The sequence below is a fragment of the Pedobacter humicola genome (genome assembly GCF_056490705.1).
Window position 1 is genome coordinate 367,019 of the sequence record NZ_JBWJIG010000002.1, and the last position, 25,026, is coordinate 392,044.

The following is a 25,026-nucleotide window of genomic DNA, read 5'->3' on the forward strand; positions in this document are numbered from 1 at the left end:
TTTGTCTGGTACTCCTATTTTACAAAAAATTCCGCAGTAACAGGACAATGGTTCACATGCAACAAACTTTACAGATCAGTTCTTATACTAATATTGATTTTTAAAAATCTACAAGAGAAGTGTTTACACTAATTTAAAGCATATTGACGATGGAGGGAGCTAAATAACCATACAAATTAAATTCAAAAAAATGTACAGATAACAAACTGAAAACAAACATCTTACATTAGTAAAGAAAGTCAGGTGGACAGAAAATATATTCTCCACACGGTCATTCCGTTATATGATACCCGTTTCTTTGTCACAGAAGGTACAATTAACCTCATTAATGGAAAGACAGGAGATTGGAGACTAAAATCCGTATTGTATTAAAATCAGATCAGGTGGCCAGAAAACAGTTTATATATTACCCCTTTAGGCTCAGCTATAGTGTATGCATGACAAGGTGATACCATACACATTTAGTGTTAAATTTAAAAGCAAGAACAAAACGGTTAATGAAAGAAAGCATTCTGCGGCACAGGTTGTTTGGCAAATGACGCTTCAGACCATTCTAAGTTAACTGTTCCTGTTGGCTGTGCTGTTTTTTGATAAAAAAGTTTGATGGGGTGCAGGCCTGCTTTTAACTTCATCGTGCTTTGTTTTCCACTTTTTGGAGTATATCCAAAATCAGCATCAATCAATACTGCCTCATGGATCCTCAGAAATGCTTTAGCTCCCGCAGTCAGGTAAAACGTATATTCTCCATCAGCCGGTATTTTGATAAAACCCTCGAGCGCAACCATGTTGCAGGCAACTTTTCCGATAACAGGATTTAAACCTGTGCTTGTACCATTAGAAATTACCCTTAAGCCCTGAGGGTTCGGTAGCCATTCGGTAGCTGACTGATAGGTATTCCATAATAATCCCTTAACTGCAGCGATGTGCCCTACAGCCGGCACGGCTATGGAATCGTAGGGCCTTGGCGCCTCTGCATCTATGCGGCGTACATCAAGCACCATATCTTTCATTTTACGCTGGAGGGCAGCCATATTTGGATTTCCTGCTAAATTGTTCTGCTGGCGAGGATCTTTTAGCACATCAAAAAACTCAAAATTATCATCATGAGATTTGATATCGTACCTCAGTCCAACAATATTGCCCATTCGTATCATCTGCATCTGATTTCTGATCCTACCGCGATTTATAGCCGAAAAATCAGTGTAAGCAGGTGTTTTGCCACCCTCGTAATATTCTGAGTAGATCATACTGGTACGCTGCTTGCCTTTTCCGGTTAGGGATGGCAATAAGGAAACCCCGTCTGATACCGCCGGAGCAGGCAAACCGGCCGCGTCCAGAAAGGTTGGCATCCAATCATAAGAAATACTCGGTGAATTTACAGTGCTGTGTGCAGGGATATGCCCTGTCCATTTGGCAATCACCGGCATGCGCATCCCCCCTTCCAATACATCTCTTTTTATCCCGTCAAAGGGCCCAAAGCTGCTGAAAAAATTAGCTTCATACTTTACCTGGGGTTTTGGAAGGTACGACTCAATAGACGGGCCATTATCGGAGCTAAAAATAACCAGGGTATTTGAATCAATTTTTAGGTCTTTCAATAACTGCAAAATATCCCCAACCTCATCGTCGATCCGCCTTGTAGAAGTGGCGAATCTTTTATAGGTATCAGGCCATGGTTTTTCAGCCGTTGCAACATTATGGTCATCATCATAGGTAGCATTGTTATAATCGGGATGCGTAAAGCTATCGGGTATTCCACTGGCTGTATTGATCATTTTCCCTGGTTTTCCCAGCCATTGCAAGCCACCTTTTAGTCCGCCACCGGCAGGATATGCCGATGTAGGGAGTTCCAAAACCGCATGCGGCGTATCATAGGCCAAAAACATAAAGAAAGGCTGATCCGTATCTTTGCCTTTTTGATGGTCAACAATCCACTTTTTGGCCCTGGCGGTCCATAAATCACCAGTATAACAATTATTGAGGTCCTTACTTACTTCTGTCCGATTTTCCCAAACCTCTTTCTTGCCCCTGTACAAACCTTCTTTTGGGTAATGTTCATGTCCGTCAGAATGGCGCATATAACCATAGTAATAATCGAAGCCTCTGTTAAGTGGATGGGCAGACCATTCTTTATTTCCCTGAAGCCCCCACTTGCCAATGGCTACAGTGGCATAACCCGCCTTTTGCATTACATTGCCCAACGTATAGTTATCGCTTAGTGCCTTATCAAACTGATTATCCCTTACATTGGCATGTCCCTGGCTCTGCCCCAGCAGAATGGATGCCCTGGAAGGCGCACAAACCGGGGCCGCACAATAATGCTGTGGAAGTGTAGCCCCCGAAGCAGCCATTTCATCCAGATTTGGTGTCAGGGTAAAGGGTTTGCCCCTATCCCCGGCTGCGGCTCTTTTATTTTGGAAAAACACCCCAACATCGCCATAACCAAGATCATCGGTGAGTATAAAAATAATATTGGGTGCTTTTTTCTTTTTTTCCTGGGCAAAGCCGTTGCCCGCTATAAACGGGAGGATGAGTATCAGTGCGTAAACAACAGGTTTCATTGGGTAGAATTGTGGTTGATTTTTCAGTAATTATATAAATTTAATTTTCCCCTCCAACTGTTCCCTGAACCGGCTTATTGGTTGCGGTGATCTTCGTGGGCAGTGGTGCTTTTGTTTTTTCCATCCAGTTCAACAGATCGGCCAGAAGTTCATCCCGCTTTGCACGGTTTGTACTGGCCAGATTCAGGTGTTCACCCTCGTCGGTTTTCATATTGTATAATTCTACAGCATTATTTTTGTTGATATTAGCCTTCCCTCCATCAAGCATCCATTCTTCGAGGTAAAGTTGGAGCTTAAAATCTCCTTTTCTGATGACGGCAACAGGCCTGGTACGGAACACCTTATCGCGGCCCCTGATCACAGGATTATCGAGATAACCGGGAAAATACCAATATATCGATTTTCTAATGGTTTCTGTTTTCTCACCCAGGAAAAGCGGCATCAAATCTTCTCCATCGCCCTTAAATTTATGATCGCCGGCCAGGGACATAAAAGTGGGGTAAAAATCGAGGTTAATAATCGGAGTGGAATTAACAGCTCCCGGTTCGATATGGCCTGGCCAATAGGCAATGAAGGGTTCTCTGATTCCTCCTTCGTAATAAGACCCTTTGTTTCCACGTAACGGCTCCTGAGAAGATTGTTGAGTGGCCCCATTATCGCTGGTAAAAATGACCATTGTATTTTTATCCAGTCCCGACTTTTTTAAAAAATCCAGTACCAGGCCTACGCTTGCGTCGAAATCGTATGTGCAGGCCGCATAAACGGCCATTTTATCGATCAATCCTTTCTTCTTGAATTTTGCTATGGTTTCAGCCCTTGCTTCCAGCTTAGAGTGGATGGCATTATGTGCCAGATAGGCGAAAAAGGGCTTATCTTTTGTGTTTTGCATGAATTTAATGGCTGCATCCGTGAGATAGAAAACTCCTTTTGGATCAACAGCCTCATTGCTTCCCTTAAGGGATTGCTCTTTTGAACCTTCTGTGTAAAGGTCGAATCCCTGCGCCTGGGGTTGGGTAGCTTTACCCTCAGCCAGGTGCCATTTTCCAAAAATAGCAGTAGCATAACCCTGGCCTTTCAGTCCTTCGGCAATGGTATTAAAAGATGGATTGAGGGAAACATTATTGCGTACCGGAACAAGTTTCATCAGATCCACCGGACCACGGGTAGTACTTCCCACTGCATAAACACCGGTTCGTGGCGAATATTGACCGCTAATTAAGGCTGCCCGGCTAGGCGCGCAGTTGCCCGCTCCTGCATAGGCGTTGTTAAATACCATTCCCTTTTTTGAAAGCGCATCAATATTCGGTGTTTCCATGGTCTTGCTCCCGGTAAAACCACAATCCATGTAACCAAGATCATCGGCAAAAATCAGCAATATATTGGGTTTTGCAGGTTTAAGGTGTTGAGTTTGAGCATGGGCGTTTAGATAAGATGAGAGGGCAAAAACGAATAGTAAACACTTAAAAAAATATCTCATACATATTGGCTAAGGTGAAAATGTGATGCCCCGTAATTGCTAAATAAGGCTAAAGGTATTGATCCGGACAGCAACGAAATTAGCAAACAAATTTAACAAATACTAAACAAGATAACAATCAACATTTAACTGATTTAAACAAGATATTGACCTGGCATAGACCTAATAAAGGATAGAATCATGCTGGCTTGCAAAGTGATGAGTGTTCCTTATACGCCAGTCATTTAAATTTGCGACAAAATTATAGGGAATGTCTGCCATTGAAGCAAACCGTTCACCAGGGATTTTATCTGCTACTGCATAAGTTAAATACAGTCAAAAAAATTGCACCGTGCCAAATTTTATTTAACTTAATCACTCTAATCCATGTTGATAGTCCTACAACGAAACCAGTTCAAATAATGAAACATATAAGTTCAGTCTTCCTTTTTTTAATCTGTGCAAATGTTACTCAGGCCCAGAATAATGCCGCTCCTGAAAACAATATAGTCATCACGTACAATGACCAGAAAACCGAGGTTTATACCAACAACAAGGCAGAATTACAGGTAAATGTGTCTCCAAAGGATGTACTAAAATTTAAAGCGGCCGGATCGGTTCGTTACAGTAACTTCGGTGCAAAAGGTGATGGAAAAACCGATGATATAGATGCCATTGCCGCAACTCATGCATTTGCCAACCAGCATGGGCTTTTGGTTCAAGCCGATGCGGGAGCAACTTATTATATTGGAGGGGAGAAGCGTACAGCGGTTATTCAAACGGATACTGACTTTGGCACAGCCTCCTTCATCATTGATGATACGGAAGTAAAAAACCGCAATGCAGCTGTTTTCATAGTCAGCTCAGCACTGAAACCGTTTAAACTGAAAACGATAAGCTCCCTAAAGAAAGACCAAAGGAAAATCAAAGTTGCTTTACCAGGTCCGTGTTTAATCACCGCAACAAATGCTAATGTGAAACAATACATCCGGTTAGGCCTAAACCAAAACAACGGTTCTTCTCAGACCGATATCTTCCTCGTCGACAAAAACGGTCAGGTGGATATGGACGCCCCGATTATCTGGGACTTCGACCAGATTACGGATATTACCGCTTTGCCTATTGATGAAAAGGTTTTAAAAATCCTTGGTGGCCATTTCACCACTATTGCCAATCAAGAGCAATCAAAGTATAACTATTATAGCCGCAACATCGCCATCAGAAGATCGCATGTGATGGTTGAAGGCTTAAAACACGACATCAAAGGCGAAGGAGAGCATGGTGCACCTTATGGAGGCTTTATCAACATTGGCGATTGTGCCTATGTAACAGTAAAAAGCACCGTCCTAACAGGCCACTTAGCTTACAACACTATTGGGGCAGCCGGTAAGCCTGTTACCATGGGTACCTACGACCTTTCTGTGAACCGTGCACTGAATATATCTTTTCTGAATTGCAGTCAAACCAACGACATTGACGACAACAAGTACTGGGGTATTTTGGGTTCAAACTTTTGCAAAAACCTTCTTTATGATGGCTGTACACTCTCCAGGTTTGATGCCCACCAAGGGGTTGCCAATGCCACCATCCGAAACTCAACCCTCGGCCATATGGGGATCAATGCAATTGGTTTTGGGAAATTGACTATTGAAAATTCTACCGTCCGTTCAAGAAGCTTTGTTAACCTGCGCCCCGATTACGGCAGCACCTGGCAAGGGGAATTAATCATCCGAAACTGTGTATTTGTTCCTGCAGCTGGCAAGCCTGTTAGTGCTTCTATCATCACCGGGTCCAATTCAGGTCAGCACGATTTTGGTTATATCTGTTATATGCCCCATCGGATTACCATTGAAAATTTTCAAATCAACGACGCCAAACACCCCGATAATTACCACGGCCCAACTATCTTTGCCAATTTTAATCCGGAAATGACAGATAGTACCTATAAGGAAAAGTTTCCATATGTTAAAACTAATGAGGTTATTTTAAAGAATATCACCACGGCCAGTAAAAAAACACTTAGAACCAGCGATAATACGTTTCTATTCAAGGATGTGCGGGTTAAGAATGATGACTAACTGAGATCAATCAGGTCGCGGGGGAGATCGAAAAATAATGTAAACAACACCAGGTGAACTGAAATGACCACCTGGTGTTCAATCATTTATCTTGATTGGTTAGCAAACCATTAAGGTTTAAGCACCACTTTTACGCAGTCTTCCTGTTTTTCATCAAAGATTTTATAGGCATGGGCCGCATCAGCCAATGGTAGTGTGTGGGTAATAATATCATCCAGAACTACCCTTCCTTCATCTACCAGGGAAATCAGTTTATCGATATAATTCAGAACAGGTGCCTGCCCTTGTTTAATGGTAATTCCCTTATCGAAAATCCGGTAAAGCGGAAAATTATCATATGGTGAGCCATACACGCCCATAATGGAAACGGTTCCCATCCTTCTTACTGATTCGAAGCACATTTCGAGTACTTTCATCGAACCCTTTTCAAGGTGTATCGTCGCTTTCAGTTTATCCATCAGGCTGCGTTCAGGCTCAAAACCTACAGCATCTACACATACGTCAGCGCCGCGGCCACCGGTCATTTCCCTGATGGCTTCAACTACATCCACCTTGTGGGGGTTTAGGGTTTCTACGTTATTGGCAACACGTGCTTTCTCCAAACGGTAATCTAAAGGATCGATGGCAATAACCCTTGCTGCCCCGTTAATCCATGCCGCTTTTTGCGCCATCAGGCCAACCGGGCCCGAACCAAAGATGGCTACGGTTTCTCCGCCCTTTAACTGTGCCCAGTCAATCGCCGACCATCCCGTTGGGAAGATATCAGTAAGGAAAAGCGCCTGTTCATCGCTTAAATGTTCGGGCACCACCCTGGGGCTTACATCTGCATAGGGCACTCGCACGTACTGTGCCTGCCCACCGGAGTAACCGCCATACAAATCGGTATAACCGAAAAGTGCACCGCCTTTCTGATCGGCCACATTACCTGCCGGACCATAATTTTTGTAATTGGATTCTTCGCAGGCAGGCGATGCCTCATGGGTACAGAAAAAACATTTCCCGCAGGATATCGGGAAAGGAACCACTACACGGTCGCCAACTTTAAGGTTGGTAATGGCCGATCCAACCTCTTCTACGATACCCATAAACTCATGGCCCATCACCATCGGATCTTTTTGTGGCACTGCTCCGCTCAGGATATGCAGATCACTGCCACAAATGGCTGTTGAAGTGACTTTAAGGATAATGTCTCTGGGATCTAAGATTTCCGGATCCGGAACGGTGTCGAACCGGATATCACCGGGCTTGTGAAATACTGCTGCTTTCATAGGGCTTATTTTTTTGGGCCGTAACCCAGGTTGATTGTTGTTTTATATCTAATGAAGACCTGCTAAGCCTAATTATCGGCGTCACTTCCTTCAGGGGTATCGCTTTTTTCCGGATCCACCGCCTCTGGCTGTGGCTTTCCAAAATCCCCGTTTTCATCATAGGCTTTATCGGCGTCGCTGCCTTTAATTTCTTCATTGGGAATACTTCCTGTTTTGCCTTTTTCTTCTTCCTTGTTGCTTTCCATATTTTATACAATCCTTATTTAGGACACATTGTTTTGTCTATTTTCACAACAATTAGGCATCTTCTTAATGATCCAAACTTCTTTTTAACATAACTGTTGTTAATGTTATAATCGATTCTGTAATCATGAACAGTACAAAAATCAGGGAAGCCGAACGGTTTGAAATGGGCAGACAGGCAGAGCGCGACGGGCAGCTTAAGGAGGCTGTTAAACAATATGTTCTGCTACTCAAAAAGAAGCCCGCACATGTAGCAGCCAATAGCAGGCTGATGATGGTTTACCGGAAACTGCATGAATATTCGAAAGAAGCTGCCCTGATTAAAAACGCGGTTAGTGCCCTTGAGCAGGAAACCGAAACCCAACAGCAGCGCTATGTGGATGAACATCCGGATAAAGCAAGGGATACCAAAGCGCTGGCCATGAGCCTTGGCCTGCTTGGTACAAAAGGTCTTCCTATTGCGGAGAATGAAACCGTTTTAAAATGGCAAAAAAGACTCACGATTGTGAAGAAAAAGCTTGAACGGCTAGAACTTAAATGAGATCGCCCACAAAACCTTTAAGGGTTTGCAGGTTAGCATAAGCCTCACCCATAGTATTGTTAAAATAAACAAAAACTTCCTTTCCCTCCAGTAACCATTCTGCAATATAACCCGCATATTCTGCAAGTACATCATCCGGATAACTTCCCCTGTAATTGCCATTAGGCCCATGAAACCGCAGATAACGGAAACTGGTATCCAGATCATCAAGTGGACTTGCGGCTGCACCTTTGTCGTGTGTAACCATACCCAAGCCATATTTTTCCAAAAGTTCCATTACTCCATCAACATATAATGATGAATGCCGAAACTCAAGTGCGATCTTCCAGTCCTTTTCGGGATCGTGTTCACGCAAGACGGCCATTAAACGGGAAAGCTGCGGAAGATTGGCAATCCTGATGCTGGGTGGAAACTGGACCAAAAGGCAGCCTTTCTTATCGCCTGCATGGGCAATTACCTCCATAAACCTGGCGATATCTGCAGGATCAAAACCCAACTGTGGCGCATGGGTAATCCCTTTAAAGAGTTTAAAGCTAAAAAGAAAATCCGCAGGAACTTCCCCGGCCCACTTTTTTACGGTTGAGGCCAATGGAATCTTATAAAAGGAACTATTGATTTCGATACTGTTCATGAGCGAGCCATAATAACAGAGCCTGGAGCGATCCTTAAATGCTTCGGGATAATGCAGCTTGTTGGGTACAGGCAAAAGCAGTCCACTGGTACCGGAATAATAACCTTTTACGTCTTTTTTCATTGTTTTTATTTAAGCAACACCGGTAGCTGTTGAATTGTTGTGGGGAAACAGATTGTGATTATTGTCTGTCTGAATTTAATCTCCCATAAAACCAAAAAAATGGATGCCATCAATACATGCAACAGGTAAAAATACGGGGGGCTGCGAAATCTACGTATTGGGGAACTTTCCGAAGGAAATGGTCCATGTTGCTGGTACAGGTTTTGTTTTGATTGGGTATACGCTAAAACGATAATTATGACACAGAAAGAATTCAGTGAAACCATCAGTTTGCACGCGTCGTCTCTAAGATCGCATGCACTCAATTTTACCCGGGATCCCGAAGATGCAAACGACCTGTTGCAGGAAACCCTGCTCAAGGCGACGCGTTTTGTTTCCAAGTTTGAAGATGGTACCAACATCAAAGGATGGCTCTTCGTGATCATGAAGAATACCTTTATTAATAATTACAAAAAAGCCATTAAAAACCGTGACCGCACTGTACAGGAGGATGAAATCACCTCTGCCAATCTTCATTATAGCGCAACTACCAATGCTTCTGTGGGCAGTTTTGCCATGCAGGATATCAACCGTGCGTTATCTATGCTACCTGAAAAATATTCGGTTCCTTTTATCCGCTATTTTGAAGGATACAAATACCATGAAATTGCGGAGGAAATGCAGTTGCCACTGGGTACGGTTAAAACCTATATCCATGAGGCCAGGATTCACCTGAAAAAATACCTTAAACAGTACCAGTCATAAAGCCAAAAGAGGAAAGCAGTTTAAAATCTGTATTCCTCTTTTTTATACACCAGTATAAAAAAACTTAAAAAGCATCAAATTTTCCCACGTGGAAACTACGCCTTTTTTCGTGTAGATTACTCTAAATTACTATTTTGAGGATCAGTTCAGAATGCCGTTTGTGTAAGCAAAGCGCATTAAGGCGGCCGTGTTTTTGGCACCTGTTTTATCAATCAGGCTCTGGCGGTGCCCTTCTACGGTACGGCGGGAGATGAATAGCTTATCTGCCATCTCCGCATTGGTAAGCCCCTGACCAATAAGTTCTAGAATTTCAATTTCCCTGGAAGAAAAACCGGATTCTGTTAGTCCGCTGCCAGGAATCAGTACCGAATCCATCACCTGGTCAATGATTTTAACCGAAATCGCTGAACAGATATAACGCTCTCCGGTGGCAATCCTGGATAAGGCAAAGAAAAGTTCTTCTGAATCAACAGATTTGGAAAGAAAGCCCTTTGCACCTGCCCTTATGGCCTGATACAGATGTGATTCATCATCAAGCATCGACATCATCAACACGGGTATCTGGAAATCCATATCTATAAGCGCTTTGGTCATCGTAATTCCATCCATAACGGGCATACCGATATCTGATACGATGAGATCGGCACTTAAGCCACTCTCTAACGCATCTAGCACTTCCTGACCATTACCGGCATCGAAAACAATTCTGTATTCGTTTGTGGATTGAAGTAGCATTTTAAGTCCGTTCCTGATGACTTTATGATCTTCTGCTAAAATGATATTTTTCATTGCGTTTAGGCGTGATCATAGCAAAGCTTTCAAATATTGACAATTAATCAGGCAATAAATTAACACCCCATGTGCTATAAAGTTTTAAATTAACTTTTATGGTGCCTGCGGATTATAATTTAAGCGAAAAGCTAAATGTTATCCGCGCCTAACTTTTCTATATCATTACCGAACCTACAAGTTAAAAGCGTAAATGGTAAAAAAAGCGAACTGGAAACCATTGTAGCGGAAAATGCAAAAGTGCGTATCTCCAGGAAGGCTTAAAAGTTAAAAAGACGCATAAATATTTATATCTTTAGTAATCAGATCAGTTAACATCCGATTAAGAAATATTTTTAAAATTTTGTCTTCTTTATAAAATTCGATCCTGCCCCACTATCGGGCAATCGATAGACCTGATCTTTAGTACTGATTTAACACTTATACTTTTTAAGGTAGCATTATTTCATTAATCATCCCCGATGGAAACTTTTACCCATATCAAAACTGTATTAGGCATCATACTCGGACTGAGTATTACCCACTCCTTAAAGGGCGTAGTTAAAATTATCGAACATCCGGACCGTTTGAAACCATATACTATCCACCTCTTATGGGCTTTTTATATGTTTTTAAGTACGGTTTATTTTTGGTGGTTTGAAGTGCACCTGACCGAAATAAAACATTGGGATTTTTTAAAGTATCTCTTTCTGGTGATTTATGTAATCACCTACTATACTTTAGCCGCCTTGTTATTCCCGGAAGATTTACGGGACTATAAAGATTACAAATCCTATTTTTTATCACGAAAGAAGTGGTTTTATTATATTTTAGCGGTCCTTTTTATGTTTGATGCCGTCGACACCTACATAAAAGGCCCTGATTATCATGTCGAAATGTTAAAAGTATATCCGGTCAGGGAGGTTCTTCATATCATTGCCTGTTTTAATGCCGCCAGAACAGATCGTAAATGGGTACACATGATTACCGTGTCCGCATTTATAATATTTCAGTTTTACTGGATATTGAACTATTATATGAATGGCTAAATTAAGATGAAGCCTTAATGGTCATGTAGTGAAAATCAAAGTCTTTAATAAGAAATTTTTTCACCGTGCCAACCAGTTTTGCGTAAGAATTGTTCCCAGTTGAGCGAATTTGGATTTATCTTACGGCTCCATAAAAGATCGCGTTCCCGAGCAAAATAGCCATTTTCGACTGCATAGGCTGACATTCCTAAAATTTCGTTCAACAGGGGCTCATTAGAAGCAAAGCCGGGAAAATGATGGAGAAAATCTTCTCTTGTGAAAGCAGAACTATAGATGGCTTGCTTTCCTGTAACCCTGGTAAAAGTATCGACCATTTCCTGCGGTGAGATGATATCCCCAATTACCGGCAGGGATTTTCCAGCATATTGGGTTGGGTGCGAAAATATCTCCAAAACAGCTGGTCCTGTTGCCGTAAGCGGATCAACAAATGGCGCACGAAAATCCTCAGGCAGGTAAATTGGAAATACAAGTTGATCGTTCTTTAGATATGGTGTATAAAATTCCATGAAATTGGTATAAAAAAAGGCCATGTATATAAACGAACTGATTATTGGTAGCGTACGGATATATTCTTCAACACGGGCCTTGTCGGTAAAATGCGGAGCGAACTTCTTTCCGTTGGTAATTTGATCTACATTTTCCAGACTGCTAAAAACAATCTGCTCTATTCCTGCTTCAACCGCTGCATCAGCAAGTTCTTTCCCCAGCTCCATCTCGTGGGTTTGTGGAGGTGCAATGCTTGGCGTAACCATAAAAACACCGTATGATCCCCGGAACGCTTCTACAAATTGTGCTTTGTATCCAAGATCAAGTGGTACATTAACCAGTTCAGCTCCTTGCTGTATCAAGTGGATCGTTTCTGTTGAGTTGATGCGACGGGTAATACCACGCACACGAAATTTTCCACTTTCCAATAGGGTTCTTGCAACGCTAAGCCCCTGTTTACCCAAAACCCCTACTACCGTAATCAGCGGCTTTTCATTTGTTTCCGGATTTGCTATCATATGATGCATTTTCTCAAAAAATTAAACTATAATAATTATAGTTGCAAAACTAATTTTAGTGAATTACATTTGCAATAACTATCAATTTTGATAGCCTCATATCAATTGGGTCATGAAAACGGAATGTATTGGTGAAAACGTAAAAATGAATGGAAAAACTTATCCATGTACGGTAAGTCTGGCCATGGATCTGATTGGAGGAAAATGGAAAACTGTAATTTTATACCATTTAAAGGCAGAGCCAAAACGGTACAGCAAACTCTTAAAAGAAATGCAAACGGTAACGGAGATGACCTTAAGCTTACAGCTCAAGAAATTGGAACAGGATGGCCTGATCTCCAGAAAAGTATATGGTAAGAAACCTCCGGTTAAAGTGATTTATAGTTTAACTGATTTCGGCAAAACCCTGATCCCTACCCTTGAGGCGATTACGGCATGGGGAAACCAGATCACCGAACAAAGAGGTGAATTCCTCAATCATTCAGCTATCCCCATCGTTTAGGACAATATAAACTATCTTAAGAAGTATAGTCTCAGTTTTTAGCCGCCATCCCGAAAATTGGCTACACTTTGAGCAATGAGTGATACAGAACTTACCTTTCCCTCACAGCCAGTGCCAACAGGCGCCTGAATACCAAATCCGACCATCACGTTTTTGCCCAGCCCTAAACCAAAAGCACGCACAAAACGCCATATTAGCCCATCAATGGAGTAATGCAGCCCCCAGAAATCTTCTTTGCGGGTAACCCTTAACCAACATTTACCTGTAGAGAGCAATTCGCCATTGGCATCATCTGACCATGGTGCGGTTATTACCGATACCACATTATAGTTCCCATCTACCCCAAGTTCGACCGCCAGTTTGATCCAACGGTCTTCACTTTCGCGCACCATCAGAAAGACTGCGTCATAGTCGGCACTACCAATGGTTTCCACCTCAGCCGACAAGGTAAAATCGCCAAACTGTTCGGTGTAGAAAAACGCGGCATCATCCCTGGTATACTGATGGTATTTACAGATAAAATCTGTTTTTGGTTTGGCCGTTAACAGGAAACCCGCATTGAGTTTTTCTATCTTACCGGGGTTTATACTATGATCAAACATAAATATTTCCTCTAACTGAAATTGATGATGGAACCAAATCTCTGCATTTCCTTTACAGCAACGGTCATGCAAAAACAACATTCGCTTTTATGACATAGGATAAAAAACAATTGCCTAAAACAGATTTTTATGGGTGAAATCTATTTATTCTTTTCCGATAATCCATTTTCTGTGCGTTTCGCCCCATTCGGAAAGAATCGCAATAATCGGTTTAACGGAATTTCCATACTCCGTGAGTTCGTAAGTAACGCTTAGCGGCAGGCTACTGGAAACGGTGCGTTTAATGAGCATATTCGTCTCCATTTCTTTGAGCTCTCTACTGAGCACCTTACCGGAAATACCGTGTACATTCCGCAGGATATCAGAATATCGCTTTGGGCCAAAAAGCAGGCAGGCCACAAGTGTGATCTTCCATTTTCCGCCAAGCACATACATCGCATCGTATACCGACATAATCGCGCGCTTACATTCGTGGGTAGGGGTTTCTGTTATTTCTGCCATGGTTACCTTTTTGTCACCGTTACTTTTTGTCTTATGGTGACAAAAGTAAACTAATATTCGCAACTTTTGCAGCATTAATAATTGAAAAAGAACATGAAAGTAATAGAAAATCTTAAATGGCGATATGCCACCAAAAAATTCAGCGATCGCAAGTTATCATCTGAAGACCTCGAAAAAATCCTTGAAGCGACCAATCTTTCCGCGTCATCAACAGGCCTACAGCCTTATCGAATCATCGTTGTAGAGGATGCAGCACTTCGTGAAAAACTGGGCGAAGGATCTTTCAATGGCCAGATCGTACAATCCTCGCACTTACTGGTTTTCGCTGCTTTCGAAAAAGTTACCCTTGAGCATATTGAAACCTATATCTCCCACATTGCAAACGAAAGGGGAATTCCTGAAGAAGCGTTGATAGACTTTAAGTCTGCGCTGGTGGGCGGCATCCTATCAAGACCTGATGAGGAGAATTTTGGATGGGCCGCCCGACAGGCTTATATTGCGCTGGGAACGGCTTTGATTGCTGCAGCAGAATTACAGATAGATACTACACCAATGGAAGGATTTGATGCTGAAAAGTTTGACTCACTGCTCAGTTTAAAAGAAAAGGGACTCCGATCAGTGGTTACTTTGGCATTAGGTTACCGTGATGCAGAAGGAGACGTTTTTGCGAATTTTAAAAAGGTGAGGCTTCCCTTATCTGATTTCGTAAGCTTTGTGAAATAAAATTGTTTGCTATATGATCTACAGAAGATTGAGTGGAGTCTTTTGTAGATTATTATCTGCTCATACCTTTCACTTAGCCTGCGGAAAGATGTCGCAAACCCACCGTTAGAAAGTCGTTTTCATCCCTATAATTTTTTACATTTTTCTTCCATCTTTGTTTTAAACAACAGTGGAGCAGTAAACACTTTAAAAAACGGGCGAACCGAAAAGCCACAAGAGTAGGAACAATAAAGATCTATTTTATGTCTGACAACAAAGTTTCATTGCACAGAATCATAAAGGCATCTCCTGAAAAATTATACCGTGCCTTTACCGACAACACCGCAATTGCGGCATGGTTGCCACCTTATGGCTATCTTTGCACTGTTCACGAACGCGAGGTAAAAGAAGGTATTACCTACAAAATGTCGTTCCAGAATTTTACCACCGGAAATAGCAACAGCTGGACCGGAGAGTTTTTGGAAATAAAGCCTAACGAATTTCTAAAATACACCGACCGATTTGACGACCCCAGTCTACCTGGCGCAATGATTACCTCTGTATCGTTTAAAAACACCATTGCGGGCACAGAATTAAAAGTATTACAGGAAAATATACCTGCGGTAATACCTGCTGAAATGTGTTACCTGGGTTGGCAGGAATCCATCGAGAAACTGATCAAGCTGGTAGAACCAGAAATACCGGAGGCTTAATCAGCTACAGATATATTAGTGGTTTCCACTCTTTTTGATAAAATAAAGACCATGCATTTGCATGGTTTTTTTTATGGGTAAATTCTGCAGGACGAACATCATATTTGTACATATGGAAGAATTAAAGCCAATTATGGATAAAATAAGCATGATTGATGCTGATTTAAAGACTTTATATTCCACACCAGGATGATTATAACAATCGATCGGATTACCGGTATCCTCACCCACCTTGCTTTATCCCGCTATTTTTAGGTTATGGAACATCATATAAGGACCTGAATCATCATTTCTTTTCCGACAGGAAGATACTTTTACTGAATATTTTTTAGAACAGGGTTTTATTTCATGATTATCTGAACTAAACAATTTACTCAACCTAAACGTTTTTATTGTGATAACTAAAATATAATCATATGACCACACAAGAAGTTGCTGACCAATTGGTTCAGCTGTGCCGTGCAGGCAAGAACGATCAGGCGATTGAGGAACTCTATGCGGATAACGTAGTGAGCAGGGAGCCAAAAGGTTCTGACATGGAACTCACTGAAGGTAAGGCCGCAGTAAAAAACAAAACCTTACGGTGGGAAGAAAGCGTGCAGGAGATCCATAGCGCATCCCTTTCAGATCCTATTGTTGCGGAGCATCATTTTTCTTTAGTAATGGATATCGATGCTACCTATAAGGAACACGGACGGATGAAAATGAGCGAGATCTGCGTTTACGAAGTTAAAGACGGTAAAATAGTTGCTGATGAGTTCTTTTATCGGATGGGCTAAAAAAAACAGCGCTCCGATATTCCGAAGCGCTGTTTAATTTAAACCAAGCAAGATGCCTTCATCCTACTTGAAATCTGGTATCGGGAATATATGGCCTCCGAATAAAATGTACGACCATAGTAGTGTCCAGAAGATATTGAAAATCTGAGCAGTTACAAATGTAAATGCTGGTCTGCCCCCCTGCAATTTTACCAGTGAAGAGAACTTAGCTTCCATGCCGATAGAGATAAAAGCGATAGCGAACCAAACCGTGCGCAAGCCATTTAGTGTTGGCGCTACGCTTTTTGCCGTTGCAGGCGATAACAGGAAGGAGAACACGAGTGAAGCGGCAACAAACCCTAAAACAAATTTCGGGAAACGTTCCCATACAATTTTAAGTCCAGGGCTTTCGGCTTTAACCAAAACCTCACCATCCGCGCCTTTTGGTTTTTTGTAGGCCCACCAGATGGCGATAAAAAATGCAGCTACACCAATAAATACGTTCTGTGAGAATTTCGCGATTACGCCGGCTTTAACAGCAATCGGCCCAACCAAATCACCTGCCGCGGTAACAGTAGCAGTGGTATCCAAGGTTCCGCCCAACCATGCGCCACCAATTACATCGGGGATATGAAAATACCTGACTGCCCAGGGCTGGATAATCATCATCGGGATAGCCATTATCAATACCAATGTGGTTACATAAGATAGTTTGCGTTTGTCGCCATTAATAGCTCCTGCTGCAACTATCGCTGCTGAAACGCCGCAGATGGATACCGCTGAGGCTAAGATTACCCCAAATTCATCATCCACCTTTAATTTACGGCTTAACCATAACGAGAAAAACCAAACGGCTGTAACTACAATAATGGCCTGTACAATTCCGGGCAATCCAGCTTTAATTAAATCGGCCGATAAAATAGTGGTTCCTAAAATCACCAAACCTGTTTTGATATAAAATTCAGACCTTACCGCTTCTTTTAACCAGTTTGGCAGTTTTACCAGATTACCCAACAGGATACCGATCAGCAGGGCAAACACCACATATTCCAAACCGAAATAGGATACGTTTTTGTTGCCGCCAATGATAAAGGAAAGTATGGCCAAAAAGTAGATCAGGGTAAAACCTGCAGCGAACCTGGCTACATTACCGCCTGATAAACCTATCGCTATGGCAGCAAGCGCAAGAAAAACAGCACCCGTTTCTACAATCAACAGCAGGTTTTTAGCGGATAATATTTTGCCCGTTAAATCATCGGTAGTGGCCCATTTAAAAGCAGGTAAAGTGATTGTAGTGCCGTTATTGGTTAAATAAAGTACCGTTGCAATAATGATTGTTCCCAAAATAACCGCCCACCAATCTTCGGTAAGCGATTGTAAAAATGTTTTTTTGTCGGGCGTTATTCCGGCATCTGTTAAAGCTCCCGTAGTTCCTGAAGCATTGTTTTGTGTTGACATCGTTTTTTATTTGTGGTTATCGAATTTTTATGTTGAAAATATCTTTTAATACTTTTTTACCTGCATGGTATCCGCACATGCCGTGTACGCCACCTCCGGGCGGAGTGGATGAAGAGCAGATATATAATCCTTTGGCCGAGGTTTTATACGGCGACCACCTTAAAGCCGGCCGGGTAAACAATTGGCCAAGATCGAGTATTCCGCCATTAATGTCGCCACCAATGTAATTTCGGTTATGTGCTTCCATCTGTTCCGTATTCATGGTATGTTTGGCGAGTATCCTGTCTTTAAATCCAGGGGCAAAACGTTCTACCTGGTTTTCGATAAGGGTTGTCATATCCTGTGTCGATCCATTCGGAACGTGGCAATAGGCCCAGGCGGTCTGTTTTCCTTCTGGTGCCCTTGAAGGATCGAAAAGACTTTGTTGTGCCAGCAATACAAACGGTTTTTCTGCTTGTTGCCCTTTACTTGTTCTGAGTTCTCCTTCAGCTATTTCTTCAAAAGTATTGCCCAAATGTATGGTACCAGCGCCCCTGCACTCTTCAGCGGTAAATGGAATGGGACCATCCAACGCCCAGTCTACTTTAAATACGCCCATCCCATAACGGTAACGCTCGAGCTGCCATTTATAAATACTGGAGAATTTATGGCCAGCGATCTGTAATAATTGTTTTGGCGTTACATCGAACAATACCGCATGTGCCGAAGGCAATTGATCTAAAGTGCTAACAAAAGTTCCTGTTTCAATTTTTCCGCCCAGCGATTTAAAATAACCGGCCAGTGCATTCGCAATAGACTTAGAGCCGCCTTTGGGTATCGGCCAACCTTTAAGGTGCCCCGCAGCCATGAGCACTAAACCAATGGCCGTGGTACTCAGATTGCTTAAAGGTTGTATGGCATGTGCGACCATTCCGGCAAAAAGTCCGCGGGCAGGATTTGCTGCAAAGCGTTTAACAAAACCTGTGGCACTGCTCAATGCCTTTAGTCCAAAACCTGCCATGGCCAGGGGATGTTTGGGAAAATGTAAAGGTCCTAATGCGTCTTCATCAATCAATGGCCATGCAGCCGTGATATTTTCCATTAAGGAAGTATAGGTTTTGGCATCTTTTCCTAAAAAATCAGCTGTTTTTTGGATAGAATGATGTAATATGGCAGCTGTACCATCATCAAAGGGGTGTGCAGCGGCCAGGGTAGGTTGCAGGTATTCCAATCCGAATTTGGCCAAAGGCAATGTTTTAAAAAATGGTGAGGCCAGGGCCATCGGATGAACCGCCGAACATACATCGTGCATGAAGCCAGGCAAGGTAAGTTCGGCAGAGCTAAGCCCGCCGCCGATTACTTCTTTACCTTCTATAATTAAAACGGAAAGGCCCTGCTGTTGCAAAAGGATAGCTGCAGCCAAGCCGTTTGGCCCCGACCCCACTACTATTGCGTCATAATCCCGTTTTTCTAATTTCATTTGGTTATTTTATTGTTTCCGGTTTAAACAAAACGGTTCCGTCATTTTTAATCTGCCATGCCGTAATGGGATTCATATGATATCCACCCAGGTTTACACCACGAGCCTCTACCAATTGTGCCAAAGTTGGCTGCAAATAGCCAGTCTCGTCGGTAACGCGACTTAATATTTCTGTTGCCTCACCGGTCCAATCCCAAAGGTATCTGAAATAAGTATGCGCTTTGCTTAGCACAGGTTCCTGTAACCTGGCCAACTGCCATGTTTTTCCGGCATCGGTGCTCACTTCTACTTTTTCTACCTTTCCCCTGCCGCTCCAGGCGATTCCACGTATTTCTACCCAGCCTTTATTTACCCTTTGAGGATAGGATGGGTAGGTAATAATGGAACGGGCATCCAGCTCAAAGCTAAACATTCTGATTTTATCTTTTACAGGGTAAGTATATTTTGAGGTTTCTTCCCTGGTCATATAAGGTTCTTCTGAAAGCTCTATTCTTCTTAGCCATTTAATATTCATATTTCCTTCAAAACCGGGCAAAAGCAGCCTAATGGGGTAGCCCTGTTCAGGACGTATGGCCTCACCGTTCTGTGCGTAAACAATCATGGCATCATCCCATGCTTTAGCGATGGGAATGGTACGCGTCATTACTGCAGCATCCGAACCTTCGGCCAAAAACCATTTGGCCTTATCGCTGATGCCCACTTCGTTAAATAGTGTAGAAAGCATTACACCCGTCCACTCGCTCTGACTGGTGAGCCCCAAAATATCCTGTGGTGTCATTTCGGCCTTACCTGTACGGAAATTACCCGCACATTCGATAAAACAGGTACGCGTAACAGATGGGAATCTTTTAATATCGGCAAGGGTAAATTTCATTGGATTTTGCACCAGTCCATGGATCAGCAATTCATGCTTAACCGGATCGATGGTTGGAATCCCTGCATGATGGCGTTCGAAATGAAGATCTGCCGGCGTGATGGTGCTATGCAAATCCTGCAAAGGGGTGCGTGAAGAAATATCAGAAGGTTTACGCACGGGTTGCTCAAACAGTGAACGTTTACCCAGGGGGCTTGGCCCCGGGCCAACGATTTTAGTTGGATCATCTGTAATATCGGGAAGAACAGGCGTTTCTGACGGCGTTTCACTGGCAAATAAAGATTGTACAGGTAAAACCGCAGCAGCAATTACGCCGCCCAATAAAGTCCGTCTGCTGATTTTGCCGGTAGCTTTTTCCTGATCTTTGTTGTCAATCTTTCCCATTACCTTATTTCGGGTCCTCCTTTACGGTCGTCCATAATAAACAGTTTTTTCGCTGGCATGACTACCTTATATAGATTTTTAGCATCGAGTACTACATCATCTTTGATAATTTTATTTGCGCTGAGCAGGTAAGCGGTTATGCTGTACACTTCACCATTACTTAAAGAACCCGGCAGATTATAAGGCATTGCACGCCGCATATAATCAAACAAGGTGGTGGCATAAGGCCAGTAATTGCCAATGGTTTTAGGTTTGCTGCTAGCCGAAGTATCGCCAACCAAAGCTGCACCGGGCAGTTTCACACCAGGTTTCTCCCTACCATCATCGCCATGGCACATCGCACATTTTTGAGCATACAGTATCCTGCCTTTTTTCACGTCGCCCTGCCCTGAGGGTAATCCTTTTCCGTCTGGTCTGACATCGATATCCCAAACGGCAATTTCCTGAACGGTCGCCGGGCGGCCAAAACCAAATCTGGCTGGCCGCTTTAAGCTATCTGTTAATGGCTTTTTCCCTTGTGGCGGTATAAATGTGGCTTTTAACGACATCAATAACAGCATTACAGGGCAAATGAGTAAGATTGCCGTTTTGTTCATTCTATTAATATTTACCTGCATTCAAAGTGCTTTTTGGGAGTATATAATTGCGGTTGTAACGATCGAGCACTATATAAATAGAATCTTTACGCTCATTAATGCCTGAAAGGATTACCCTGGAGCCATCAGTTGTATCATATTTCAATACCATACGGTGGCGTTTTACTTCCCTTGGTTTTTCCTCAAATTCGCGGTCCCTACGGGTAGACCAAGCTGCTTTATCGATCATTTTATTTTCATCACCGATATGTTGCCATGCCGTTTTGCTGATCCAGTTATCTTCTTTTGGTTGATCTTGCTTACCGCGGTCGGCACCCTTACGCCCTCCCCTTAAGGCCATTACGTTTTTATCCTGCAGGTAAAGTATCTTATCTACGGTATCGGCATAATAGTGGAATGCCCTTTGGCCACCTGCAACACCACTGATCTCAAACGTACGCTGAATATCACGCATCGGACTACCGCCCCCGTTTGATGGATCGATTAATACCGGACGGTTGATTTTGAAGGTCAGCGTGGTCCAGTTTTCGAAAGTGGCTTCCTGCCACCGGGTAGAATCGAGCGGGTTAAATGGAATCACCTGTCCATTGATTTTAAACTCACTTACATGGTAATTCCCCCTTAATTTTTTAACGCCAGCGGTTGCCGGCTGTTTATAAGGATCATACTTAAAATTGATGACCTCGGTATAGGTGAGCACACCAAAAAAGATCACAAAGGTGAGTACTTTCAAGGTAATGCGGCTGTATTTAAGCCAGGGTTTTCTAAAATCGGGATAAATCCTGAAGGGAACAGTATAACGTTCCAGAATTAAGAGGTTGTATAATTTAGGGAAATCGTCGGCCGCGAGGAAGAGTGCCAGAATTACAAAATAAAACGCATAAACATGTACACCTCCGTCGTATGCATAGTTTACAAAGGTAATATCGCCCAGTGCCGCAGCCAATAGAATAGCGCCAAAAGTGGTTGTTTTGCGGAAGAAAAGCATGGTACCGGCAGCAATCTCTACCACGCCGCCAAAAACCTGGTACCAGGGTACTACCCCTACCGAGAGCCAGTATATTTTCTGCGCGGTAAAATCGCCAAAATTACTATTTAACAGCCCTAATGATGGATAAGGCATCTGCGTTGGAAAAAGCTTGGTAAAACCAAAACCGATGATCCCGATCCCGGCACGATAACGTACCACGACCCTGATCCAATAATACAGCAGGTGGTAAGATTTGCTTTTCCGGTCTATGGCAGTCCAGATCAATGCACCCACCAGCGCGAATAATAGTGCTATGCCCCAGTCTGTATAATCGGCAAGAAAACTATTCTTTGGAGGCAACCCTGCATCATTTTTGGCTTCACCTTTTTTCACGGCGCCATTTTCAGCTTTATTTTTTGGAGACTCATTTTTTTTGGCACTTTCATCTCCTGATGGCGAATCGCTAATATCACGGGAACGCTGGCTGCCAAAAAGGGATAAAAAGCTGGGCTGGAAACGGGCGATATCATACAGATCGCGATAATGTGGGCGCGACCAATCGAGGGTAAAAACATTTTTATACCAGTTGGCCGAAAAAGGGATAGACATGGCCAGAAAGAAGATAAACAGTACCCGAAAGCCAAACTTCTTTTGCCACGACCATGGCTTTTTGGCTGTAGTTTGATAATCTGTTAACTCTTTTTCTGTATCCTGTTGTTTTATTTCAGACATAACATTAAGCTTTGTTTATAGTTTAAGTGCTTTGCGGCGGCTAAGCTTTAATGGATATTTTTTATCGATTTTGTTCAGTACCACATAAACAGAATCACGGTGCTGATCGGTACCAGAAAGGATTACTGTGGCACTATCAGGACGTTCATATTTTAACCGCAACCGCTCACCTTTATAGTGGGGATTTTTGTTGTTTAAAAAAAGTACACGGTTAACTGAATCGACTGTATAACTGTAATAATGTCTTCCTGCTGTACCAGCCAGTTCGTAATCGCGGTCCTGATCGTTTTTGAAAACCTGTTCGTAATTTGCCGAATCCACAATAACCGGACGGTCTGAGCGTATGCTTAACGTGGCCCATTTTTCAAAAACCACATCCTTCCAGCGCAATGCGTTAACTGCTGCATAAGGCAATACCTGGCCATTGACCCTGAATTCGCTTACATTATAAATTCCTGCGGCATTATTCAGGCCCTTAGCCCGGGGGAACTGGTAAGGATCGTGATGAAAACCCGAATAGGTTTTAAACCCATAGAAGAAAACAAAAAAGAAAATGATGAGTGACTTAAGCGTCAGGCGCAGCGATTTGCCTCTACCTGTAAAGTTTGGCTTAAACCTATTGGGGTCTGTCGGACGCTCAAGCGATACGAGGTTGTAGATCCGCTGTGCATCGAACCAGATCACGAACAGTGCAAAAATGATCAGGTAGGTAGCATACACATATTCACCACCTTCATAGGCCAGGTTGGATATAAATACGTTTCCGGTAAATACCAGGATAATTGCAGCACCTATAGTGGCTGTTTTCCGGAAGAACAACAATAGCCCTGCAAGGATTTCTATCCCACCTAAAAATGCTTCGTATGATGGCACGATGCCCAAACTCATCGAAAATATCTTCCAGTCGGTAAAATCGCCATAACTGGTATTTAAATTACTGATGGATGGAAAGGGTGCCTGCAGAGGGAAAAATTTAATAAACCCGTATCCGATAATGCCAATGGCCAGGCGATAACGCACCACAACCCTTAACCAGTAATAAAAACTGTCGTAATCTATATTTTTATATTTCGATCTCTCCCAGGCCACAGCGCCTATCAATGCGATAAGCGCGACAATGATCCAATTCACAAAGCTATCGGTACCAGGAATAAACTTCGCTGATAAACGGCTAAGGTTAAAAATATCGCCGTAACTGATATTCAGCCAGTTAAACCCAAAAACCGTTTTAAAAAAATCAACGCTCAAGGGGATGGCCTGGAGGATAAAAAAGAGGAAAAAGAACCTGAATAATCTTTTTTCCACATTCGTCCATACAGGTGGCGATGGTATATTCGTATTACTCATTTTTTTATTTTTAAGATTATTGATCGTCATCAGCTTTATTAGCGGTATTTGCAGGTTTACGTGTTTCTTTAATCACCTGTCTTTTGGCCAGATCATATTTCTGACCTGCGCTCAAAAAGAAAAACGGTCCGTTCGACGCCGTAAAATCTTCACGGTTGTTCACCACGTGTTTTTCACCACTATTTATGATGGTGTTATAATCGTAAATAGCCACAAAAGAATGTCCGAGCACCTGCAACGTATCGCGCTGTACCAGAATGGCTGTTGCTTCATTTAAACCAATACCGATCAAGTCGGGCGCTTTACGGATAAAATCGACCAGATCAAACTGGCGGTTACGCACCAGTAAATGCTGATCGATGGCCGAATTTTTAAGAAAACCCAATCCCTGCGTATGATCACCCACTAAAATCTGCGCACCTTTGGTATCGCCACGCCATAAAAAGGAACCGATAATACTTGCTCCGGCCGAGCTGCCCGCAATTATGCCTCCCCTGTTCAATACATCAATAAAAGCCTGATGGGTAAGGGTATTGAGGTAAGAATCGGCAATGCGCCATTGACGGCCACCCTCGAAATAAACAGCGGTTGCATTTTTTAAGGGGGCGATAAATTTCTCGCTATTGGCTTCCTTAAAATCGCTGGTATGAAACAGTGTTACGTTTTTGATCCCCGTTTGACGTTTTACCTCTTCAACCCCTTTTTTATCGAAAGCAGCCGAATCACCCGATGCAGTGGTAACCACTACCAGTACGGCTTTATCTTTACCTCCGGCCAGTTCGGTAAATTTCTCCCAGATATCGCGTTGCGAACCCACGTTACCACCGATAATCAACAGGCTGCCTTTTTCGGGGCCATGCCTGGTATCAGATTTTTTCACGGTGATGGGTGAAGGTTGCGCAAATGCAAAAGAAGCAAATGCGGTGAGGGCCAAAAGAAAAATGCTTAATTTTTTCATGATC

24 protein-coding genes are annotated in these 25,026 nt (G+C 42.8%); 8 read left to right on the top strand and 16 right to left on the bottom strand.

Annotated features, from left to right (window positions below; translation table 11 throughout):
* Positions 1-494: 494 nt before the first annotated feature.
* Together AC04Q1_RS05105 and AC04Q1_RS05110 are read right to left on the bottom strand one after the other, a co-directional pair.
* A complete protein-coding gene (locus AC04Q1_RS05105; RefSeq protein WP_478362444.1) occupies positions 495-2,561 on the bottom strand; it encodes a sulfatase-like hydrolase/transferase in 2,067 nt (688 codons plus the stop codon).
* Between the two features lie 40 nt (positions 2,562-2,601).
* On the bottom strand, positions 2,602-4,038 hold the full coding sequence (locus AC04Q1_RS05110) for a sulfatase (protein WP_478362445.1): 1,437 nt from the start codon (positions 4,036-4,038) through the stop codon (positions 2,602-2,604).
* 401 nt (positions 4,039-4,439) lie between these two features.
* Here AC04Q1_RS05110 and AC04Q1_RS05115 point away from each other — a divergent pair, with 401 nt between their 5' ends.
* Positions 4,440-6,095: a hypothetical protein gene (locus AC04Q1_RS05115; RefSeq protein WP_478362446.1), complete on the top strand. Its 1,656-nt coding sequence runs from the start codon at positions 4,440-4,442 to the stop codon at positions 6,093-6,095.
* Positions 6,096-6,205: 110 nt separating this feature from the next.
* Here AC04Q1_RS05115 and AC04Q1_RS05120 read toward each other — a convergent pair whose 3' ends face one another.
* Together AC04Q1_RS05120 and AC04Q1_RS05125 are read right to left on the bottom strand one after the other, a co-directional pair.
* Entirely contained in the window at positions 6,206-7,363 is a 1,158-nt protein-coding gene (locus AC04Q1_RS05120; protein WP_478362447.1) for a zinc-dependent alcohol dehydrogenase, read from the bottom strand.
* Between the two features lie 68 nt (positions 7,364-7,431).
* The gene (locus tag AC04Q1_RS05125; protein ID WP_478362449.1) at positions 7,432-7,608 is read right to left on the bottom strand and encodes a hypothetical protein; all 177 of its coding nucleotides are present in this window, start codon (positions 7,606-7,608) and stop codon (positions 7,432-7,434) included.
* A 125-nt stretch (positions 7,609-7,733) separates the two neighbouring features.
* Between AC04Q1_RS05125 and AC04Q1_RS05130 the strand changes: the two genes are divergently transcribed.
* Positions 7,734-8,147, top strand: a complete 414-nt coding sequence (locus AC04Q1_RS05130) for a hypothetical protein (RefSeq protein WP_478362451.1) — start codon at positions 7,734-7,736, stop codon at positions 8,145-8,147.
* On the opposite strand, the gene AC04Q1_RS05135 is transcribed toward AC04Q1_RS05130, so the two are convergent.
* On the bottom strand, positions 8,140-8,901 hold the full coding sequence (locus tag AC04Q1_RS05135) for a DUF72 domain-containing protein (protein WP_478362453.1): 762 nt from the start codon (positions 8,899-8,901) through the stop codon (positions 8,140-8,142). The genes AC04Q1_RS05130 and AC04Q1_RS05135 overlap by 8 nt on opposite strands.
* 237 nt (positions 8,902-9,138) lie before the next feature.
* Here AC04Q1_RS05135 and AC04Q1_RS05140 point away from each other — a divergent pair, with 237 nt between their 5' ends.
* Positions 9,139-9,645: an RNA polymerase sigma factor gene (locus AC04Q1_RS05140; RefSeq protein ID WP_478362455.1), complete on the top strand. Its 507-nt coding sequence runs from the start codon at positions 9,139-9,141 to the stop codon at positions 9,643-9,645.
* Positions 9,646-9,786: 141 nt separating this feature from the next.
* On the opposite strand, the gene AC04Q1_RS05145 is transcribed toward AC04Q1_RS05140, so the two are convergent.
* The gene (locus AC04Q1_RS05145) at positions 9,787-10,434 is read right to left on the bottom strand and encodes a response regulator (RefSeq protein WP_478362457.1); all 648 of its coding nucleotides are present in this window, start codon (positions 10,432-10,434) and stop codon (positions 9,787-9,789) included.
* A gap of 461 nt (positions 10,435-10,895) precedes the next feature.
* Here AC04Q1_RS05145 and AC04Q1_RS05150 point away from each other — a divergent pair, with 461 nt between their 5' ends.
* Positions 10,896-11,462: a hypothetical protein gene (locus AC04Q1_RS05150; RefSeq protein ID WP_478362458.1), complete on the top strand. Its 567-nt coding sequence runs from the start codon at positions 10,896-10,898 to the stop codon at positions 11,460-11,462.
* A gap of 44 nt (positions 11,463-11,506) precedes the next feature.
* Here AC04Q1_RS05150 and AC04Q1_RS05155 read toward each other — a convergent pair whose 3' ends face one another.
* The gene (locus AC04Q1_RS05155) at positions 11,507-12,466 is read right to left on the bottom strand and encodes an NmrA/HSCARG family protein (RefSeq protein ID WP_478362460.1); all 960 of its coding nucleotides are present in this window, start codon (positions 12,464-12,466) and stop codon (positions 11,507-11,509) included.
* A 112-nt stretch (positions 12,467-12,578) separates the two neighbouring features.
* Between AC04Q1_RS05155 and AC04Q1_RS05160 the strand changes: the two genes are divergently transcribed.
* Positions 12,579-12,968 carry a winged helix-turn-helix transcriptional regulator gene (locus AC04Q1_RS05160; protein WP_478362461.1) on the top strand — a complete coding sequence of 130 codons (390 nt, stop codon included), beginning with the start codon at positions 12,579-12,581 and terminating at the stop codon, positions 12,966-12,968.
* Between the two features lie 38 nt (positions 12,969-13,006).
* Here AC04Q1_RS05160 and AC04Q1_RS05165 read toward each other — a convergent pair whose 3' ends face one another.
* Positions 13,007-13,570, bottom strand: a complete 564-nt coding sequence (locus tag AC04Q1_RS05165) for a DUF1349 domain-containing protein (RefSeq protein WP_478362462.1) — start codon at positions 13,568-13,570, stop codon at positions 13,007-13,009.
* 144 nt (positions 13,571-13,714) lie between these two features.
* Positions 13,715-14,071 carry a winged helix-turn-helix transcriptional regulator gene (locus AC04Q1_RS05170; RefSeq protein ID WP_478362464.1) on the bottom strand — a complete coding sequence of 119 codons (357 nt, stop codon included), beginning with the start codon at positions 14,069-14,071 and terminating at the stop codon, positions 13,715-13,717.
* A 93-nt stretch (positions 14,072-14,164) separates the two neighbouring features.
* On the opposite strand from AC04Q1_RS05170, the gene AC04Q1_RS05175 reads away from it, so the two are divergent.
* From AC04Q1_RS05175 to AC04Q1_RS05185, 3 genes are all read left to right on the top strand, one after another.
* Positions 14,165-14,794, top strand: a complete 630-nt coding sequence (locus tag AC04Q1_RS05175) for an NAD(P)H-dependent oxidoreductase (protein ID WP_478362466.1) — start codon at positions 14,165-14,167, stop codon at positions 14,792-14,794.
* Positions 14,795-15,036: 242 nt separating this feature from the next.
* Complete coding sequence (locus AC04Q1_RS05180) at positions 15,037-15,486, top strand: SRPBCC family protein (protein WP_478362467.1); 450 nt, start codon at positions 15,037-15,039, stop codon at positions 15,484-15,486.
* Between the two features lie 416 nt (positions 15,487-15,902).
* The gene (locus tag AC04Q1_RS05185) at positions 15,903-16,265 is read left to right on the top strand and encodes a SnoaL-like domain-containing protein (protein ID WP_478362470.1); all 363 of its coding nucleotides are present in this window, start codon (positions 15,903-15,905) and stop codon (positions 16,263-16,265) included.
* A 63-nt stretch (positions 16,266-16,328) separates the two neighbouring features.
* On the opposite strand, the gene AC04Q1_RS05190 is transcribed toward AC04Q1_RS05185, so the two are convergent.
* From AC04Q1_RS05190 to AC04Q1_RS05220, 7 genes are read right to left on the bottom strand one after another with little or no spacing between them, the layout of a single operon-like run.
* Positions 16,329-17,702: a YeiH family protein gene (locus AC04Q1_RS05190; RefSeq protein ID WP_478362473.1), complete on the bottom strand. Its 1,374-nt coding sequence runs from the start codon at positions 17,700-17,702 to the stop codon at positions 16,329-16,331.
* Between the two features lie 16 nt (positions 17,703-17,718).
* The gene (locus AC04Q1_RS05195; protein ID WP_478362474.1) at positions 17,719-19,161 is read right to left on the bottom strand and encodes a phytoene desaturase family protein; all 1,443 of its coding nucleotides are present in this window, start codon (positions 19,159-19,161) and stop codon (positions 17,719-17,721) included.
* 4 nt (positions 19,162-19,165) lie between these two features.
* Complete coding sequence (gene soxC, locus AC04Q1_RS05200) at positions 19,166-20,419, bottom strand: sulfite dehydrogenase (protein WP_478362475.1); 1,254 nt, start codon at positions 20,417-20,419, stop codon at positions 19,166-19,168.
* Entirely contained in the window at positions 20,419-21,015 is a 597-nt protein-coding gene (locus AC04Q1_RS05205; RefSeq protein WP_478362477.1) for a c-type cytochrome, read from the bottom strand. Before AC04Q1_RS05205 ends, soxC begins: the two co-directional genes overlap by 1 nt.
* A gap of 4 nt (positions 21,016-21,019) precedes the next feature.
* On the bottom strand, positions 21,020-22,717 hold the full coding sequence (locus tag AC04Q1_RS05210) for an MFS transporter (protein ID WP_478362479.1): 1,698 nt from the start codon (positions 22,715-22,717) through the stop codon (positions 21,020-21,022).
* A gap of 15 nt (positions 22,718-22,732) precedes the next feature.
* Positions 22,733-24,064: a DoxX family protein gene (locus AC04Q1_RS05215; RefSeq protein WP_478362481.1), complete on the bottom strand. Its 1,332-nt coding sequence runs from the start codon at positions 24,062-24,064 to the stop codon at positions 22,733-22,735.
* A 16-nt stretch (positions 24,065-24,080) separates the two neighbouring features.
* The gene (locus AC04Q1_RS05220; protein ID WP_478362483.1) at positions 24,081-25,022 is read right to left on the bottom strand and encodes a cyanophycinase; all 942 of its coding nucleotides are present in this window, start codon (positions 25,020-25,022) and stop codon (positions 24,081-24,083) included.
* Positions 25,023-25,026 lie beyond the last annotated feature (4 nt).

Coding starts and splice junctions, on each gene's coding strand:
- AC04Q1_RS05105 (WP_478362444.1), bottom strand. CDS start 2,561: ATGAAACCTGTTGTTTACGCACTGATACTCATCCTCCCGTTTATAGCG.
- AC04Q1_RS05110 (WP_478362445.1), bottom strand. CDS start 4,038: ATGAGATATTTTTTTAAGTGTTTACTATTCGTTTTTGCCCTCTCATCT.
- AC04Q1_RS05115 (WP_478362446.1), top strand. CDS start 4,440: ATGAAACATATAAGTTCAGTCTTCCTTTTTTTAATCTGTGCAAATGTT.
- AC04Q1_RS05120 (WP_478362447.1), bottom strand. CDS start 7,363: ATGAAAGCAGCAGTATTTCACAAGCCCGGTGATATCCGGTTCGACACC.
- AC04Q1_RS05125 (WP_478362449.1), bottom strand. CDS start 7,608: ATGGAAAGCAACAAGGAAGAAGAAAAAGGCAAAACAGGAAGTATTCCC.
- AC04Q1_RS05130 (WP_478362451.1), top strand. CDS start 7,734: ATGAACAGTACAAAAATCAGGGAAGCCGAACGGTTTGAAATGGGCAGA.
- AC04Q1_RS05135 (WP_478362453.1), bottom strand. CDS start 8,901: ATGAAAAAAGACGTAAAAGGTTATTATTCCGGTACCAGTGGACTGCTT.
- AC04Q1_RS05140 (WP_478362455.1), top strand. CDS start 9,139: ATGACACAGAAAGAATTCAGTGAAACCATCAGTTTGCACGCGTCGTCT.
- AC04Q1_RS05145 (WP_478362457.1), bottom strand. CDS start 10,434: ATGAAAAATATCATTTTAGCAGAAGATCATAAAGTCATCAGGAACGGA.
- AC04Q1_RS05150 (WP_478362458.1), top strand. CDS start 10,896: ATGGAAACTTTTACCCATATCAAAACTGTATTAGGCATCATACTCGGA.
- AC04Q1_RS05155 (WP_478362460.1), bottom strand. CDS start 12,466: ATGATAGCAAATCCGGAAACAAATGAAAAGCCGCTGATTACGGTAGTA.
- AC04Q1_RS05160 (WP_478362461.1), top strand. CDS start 12,579: ATGAAAACGGAATGTATTGGTGAAAACGTAAAAATGAATGGAAAAACT.
- AC04Q1_RS05165 (WP_478362462.1), bottom strand. CDS start 13,570: ATGTTTGATCATAGTATAAACCCCGGTAAGATAGAAAAACTCAATGCG.
- AC04Q1_RS05170 (WP_478362464.1), bottom strand. CDS start 14,071: ATGGCAGAAATAACAGAAACCCCTACCCACGAATGTAAGCGCGCGATT.
- AC04Q1_RS05175 (WP_478362466.1), top strand. CDS start 14,165: ATGAAAGTAATAGAAAATCTTAAATGGCGATATGCCACCAAAAAATTC.
- AC04Q1_RS05180 (WP_478362467.1), top strand. CDS start 15,037: ATGTCTGACAACAAAGTTTCATTGCACAGAATCATAAAGGCATCTCCT.
- AC04Q1_RS05185 (WP_478362470.1), top strand. CDS start 15,903: ATGACCACACAAGAAGTTGCTGACCAATTGGTTCAGCTGTGCCGTGCA.
- AC04Q1_RS05190 (WP_478362473.1), bottom strand. CDS start 17,702: ATGTCAACACAAAACAATGCTTCAGGAACTACGGGAGCTTTAACAGAT.
- AC04Q1_RS05195 (WP_478362474.1), bottom strand. CDS start 19,161: ATGAAATTAGAAAAACGGGATTATGACGCAATAGTAGTGGGGTCGGGG.
- soxC (WP_478362475.1), bottom strand. CDS start 20,419: ATGGGAAAGATTGACAACAAAGATCAGGAAAAAGCTACCGGCAAAATC.
- AC04Q1_RS05205 (WP_478362477.1), bottom strand. CDS start 21,015: ATGAACAAAACGGCAATCTTACTCATTTGCCCTGTAATGCTGTTATTG.
- AC04Q1_RS05210 (WP_478362479.1), bottom strand. CDS start 22,717: ATGTCTGAAATAAAACAACAGGATACAGAAAAAGAGTTAACAGATTAT.
- AC04Q1_RS05215 (WP_478362481.1), bottom strand. CDS start 24,064: ATGAGTAATACGAATATACCATCGCCACCTGTATGGACGAATGTGGAA.
- AC04Q1_RS05220 (WP_478362483.1), bottom strand. CDS start 25,022: ATGAAAAAATTAAGCATTTTTCTTTTGGCCCTCACCGCATTTGCTTCT.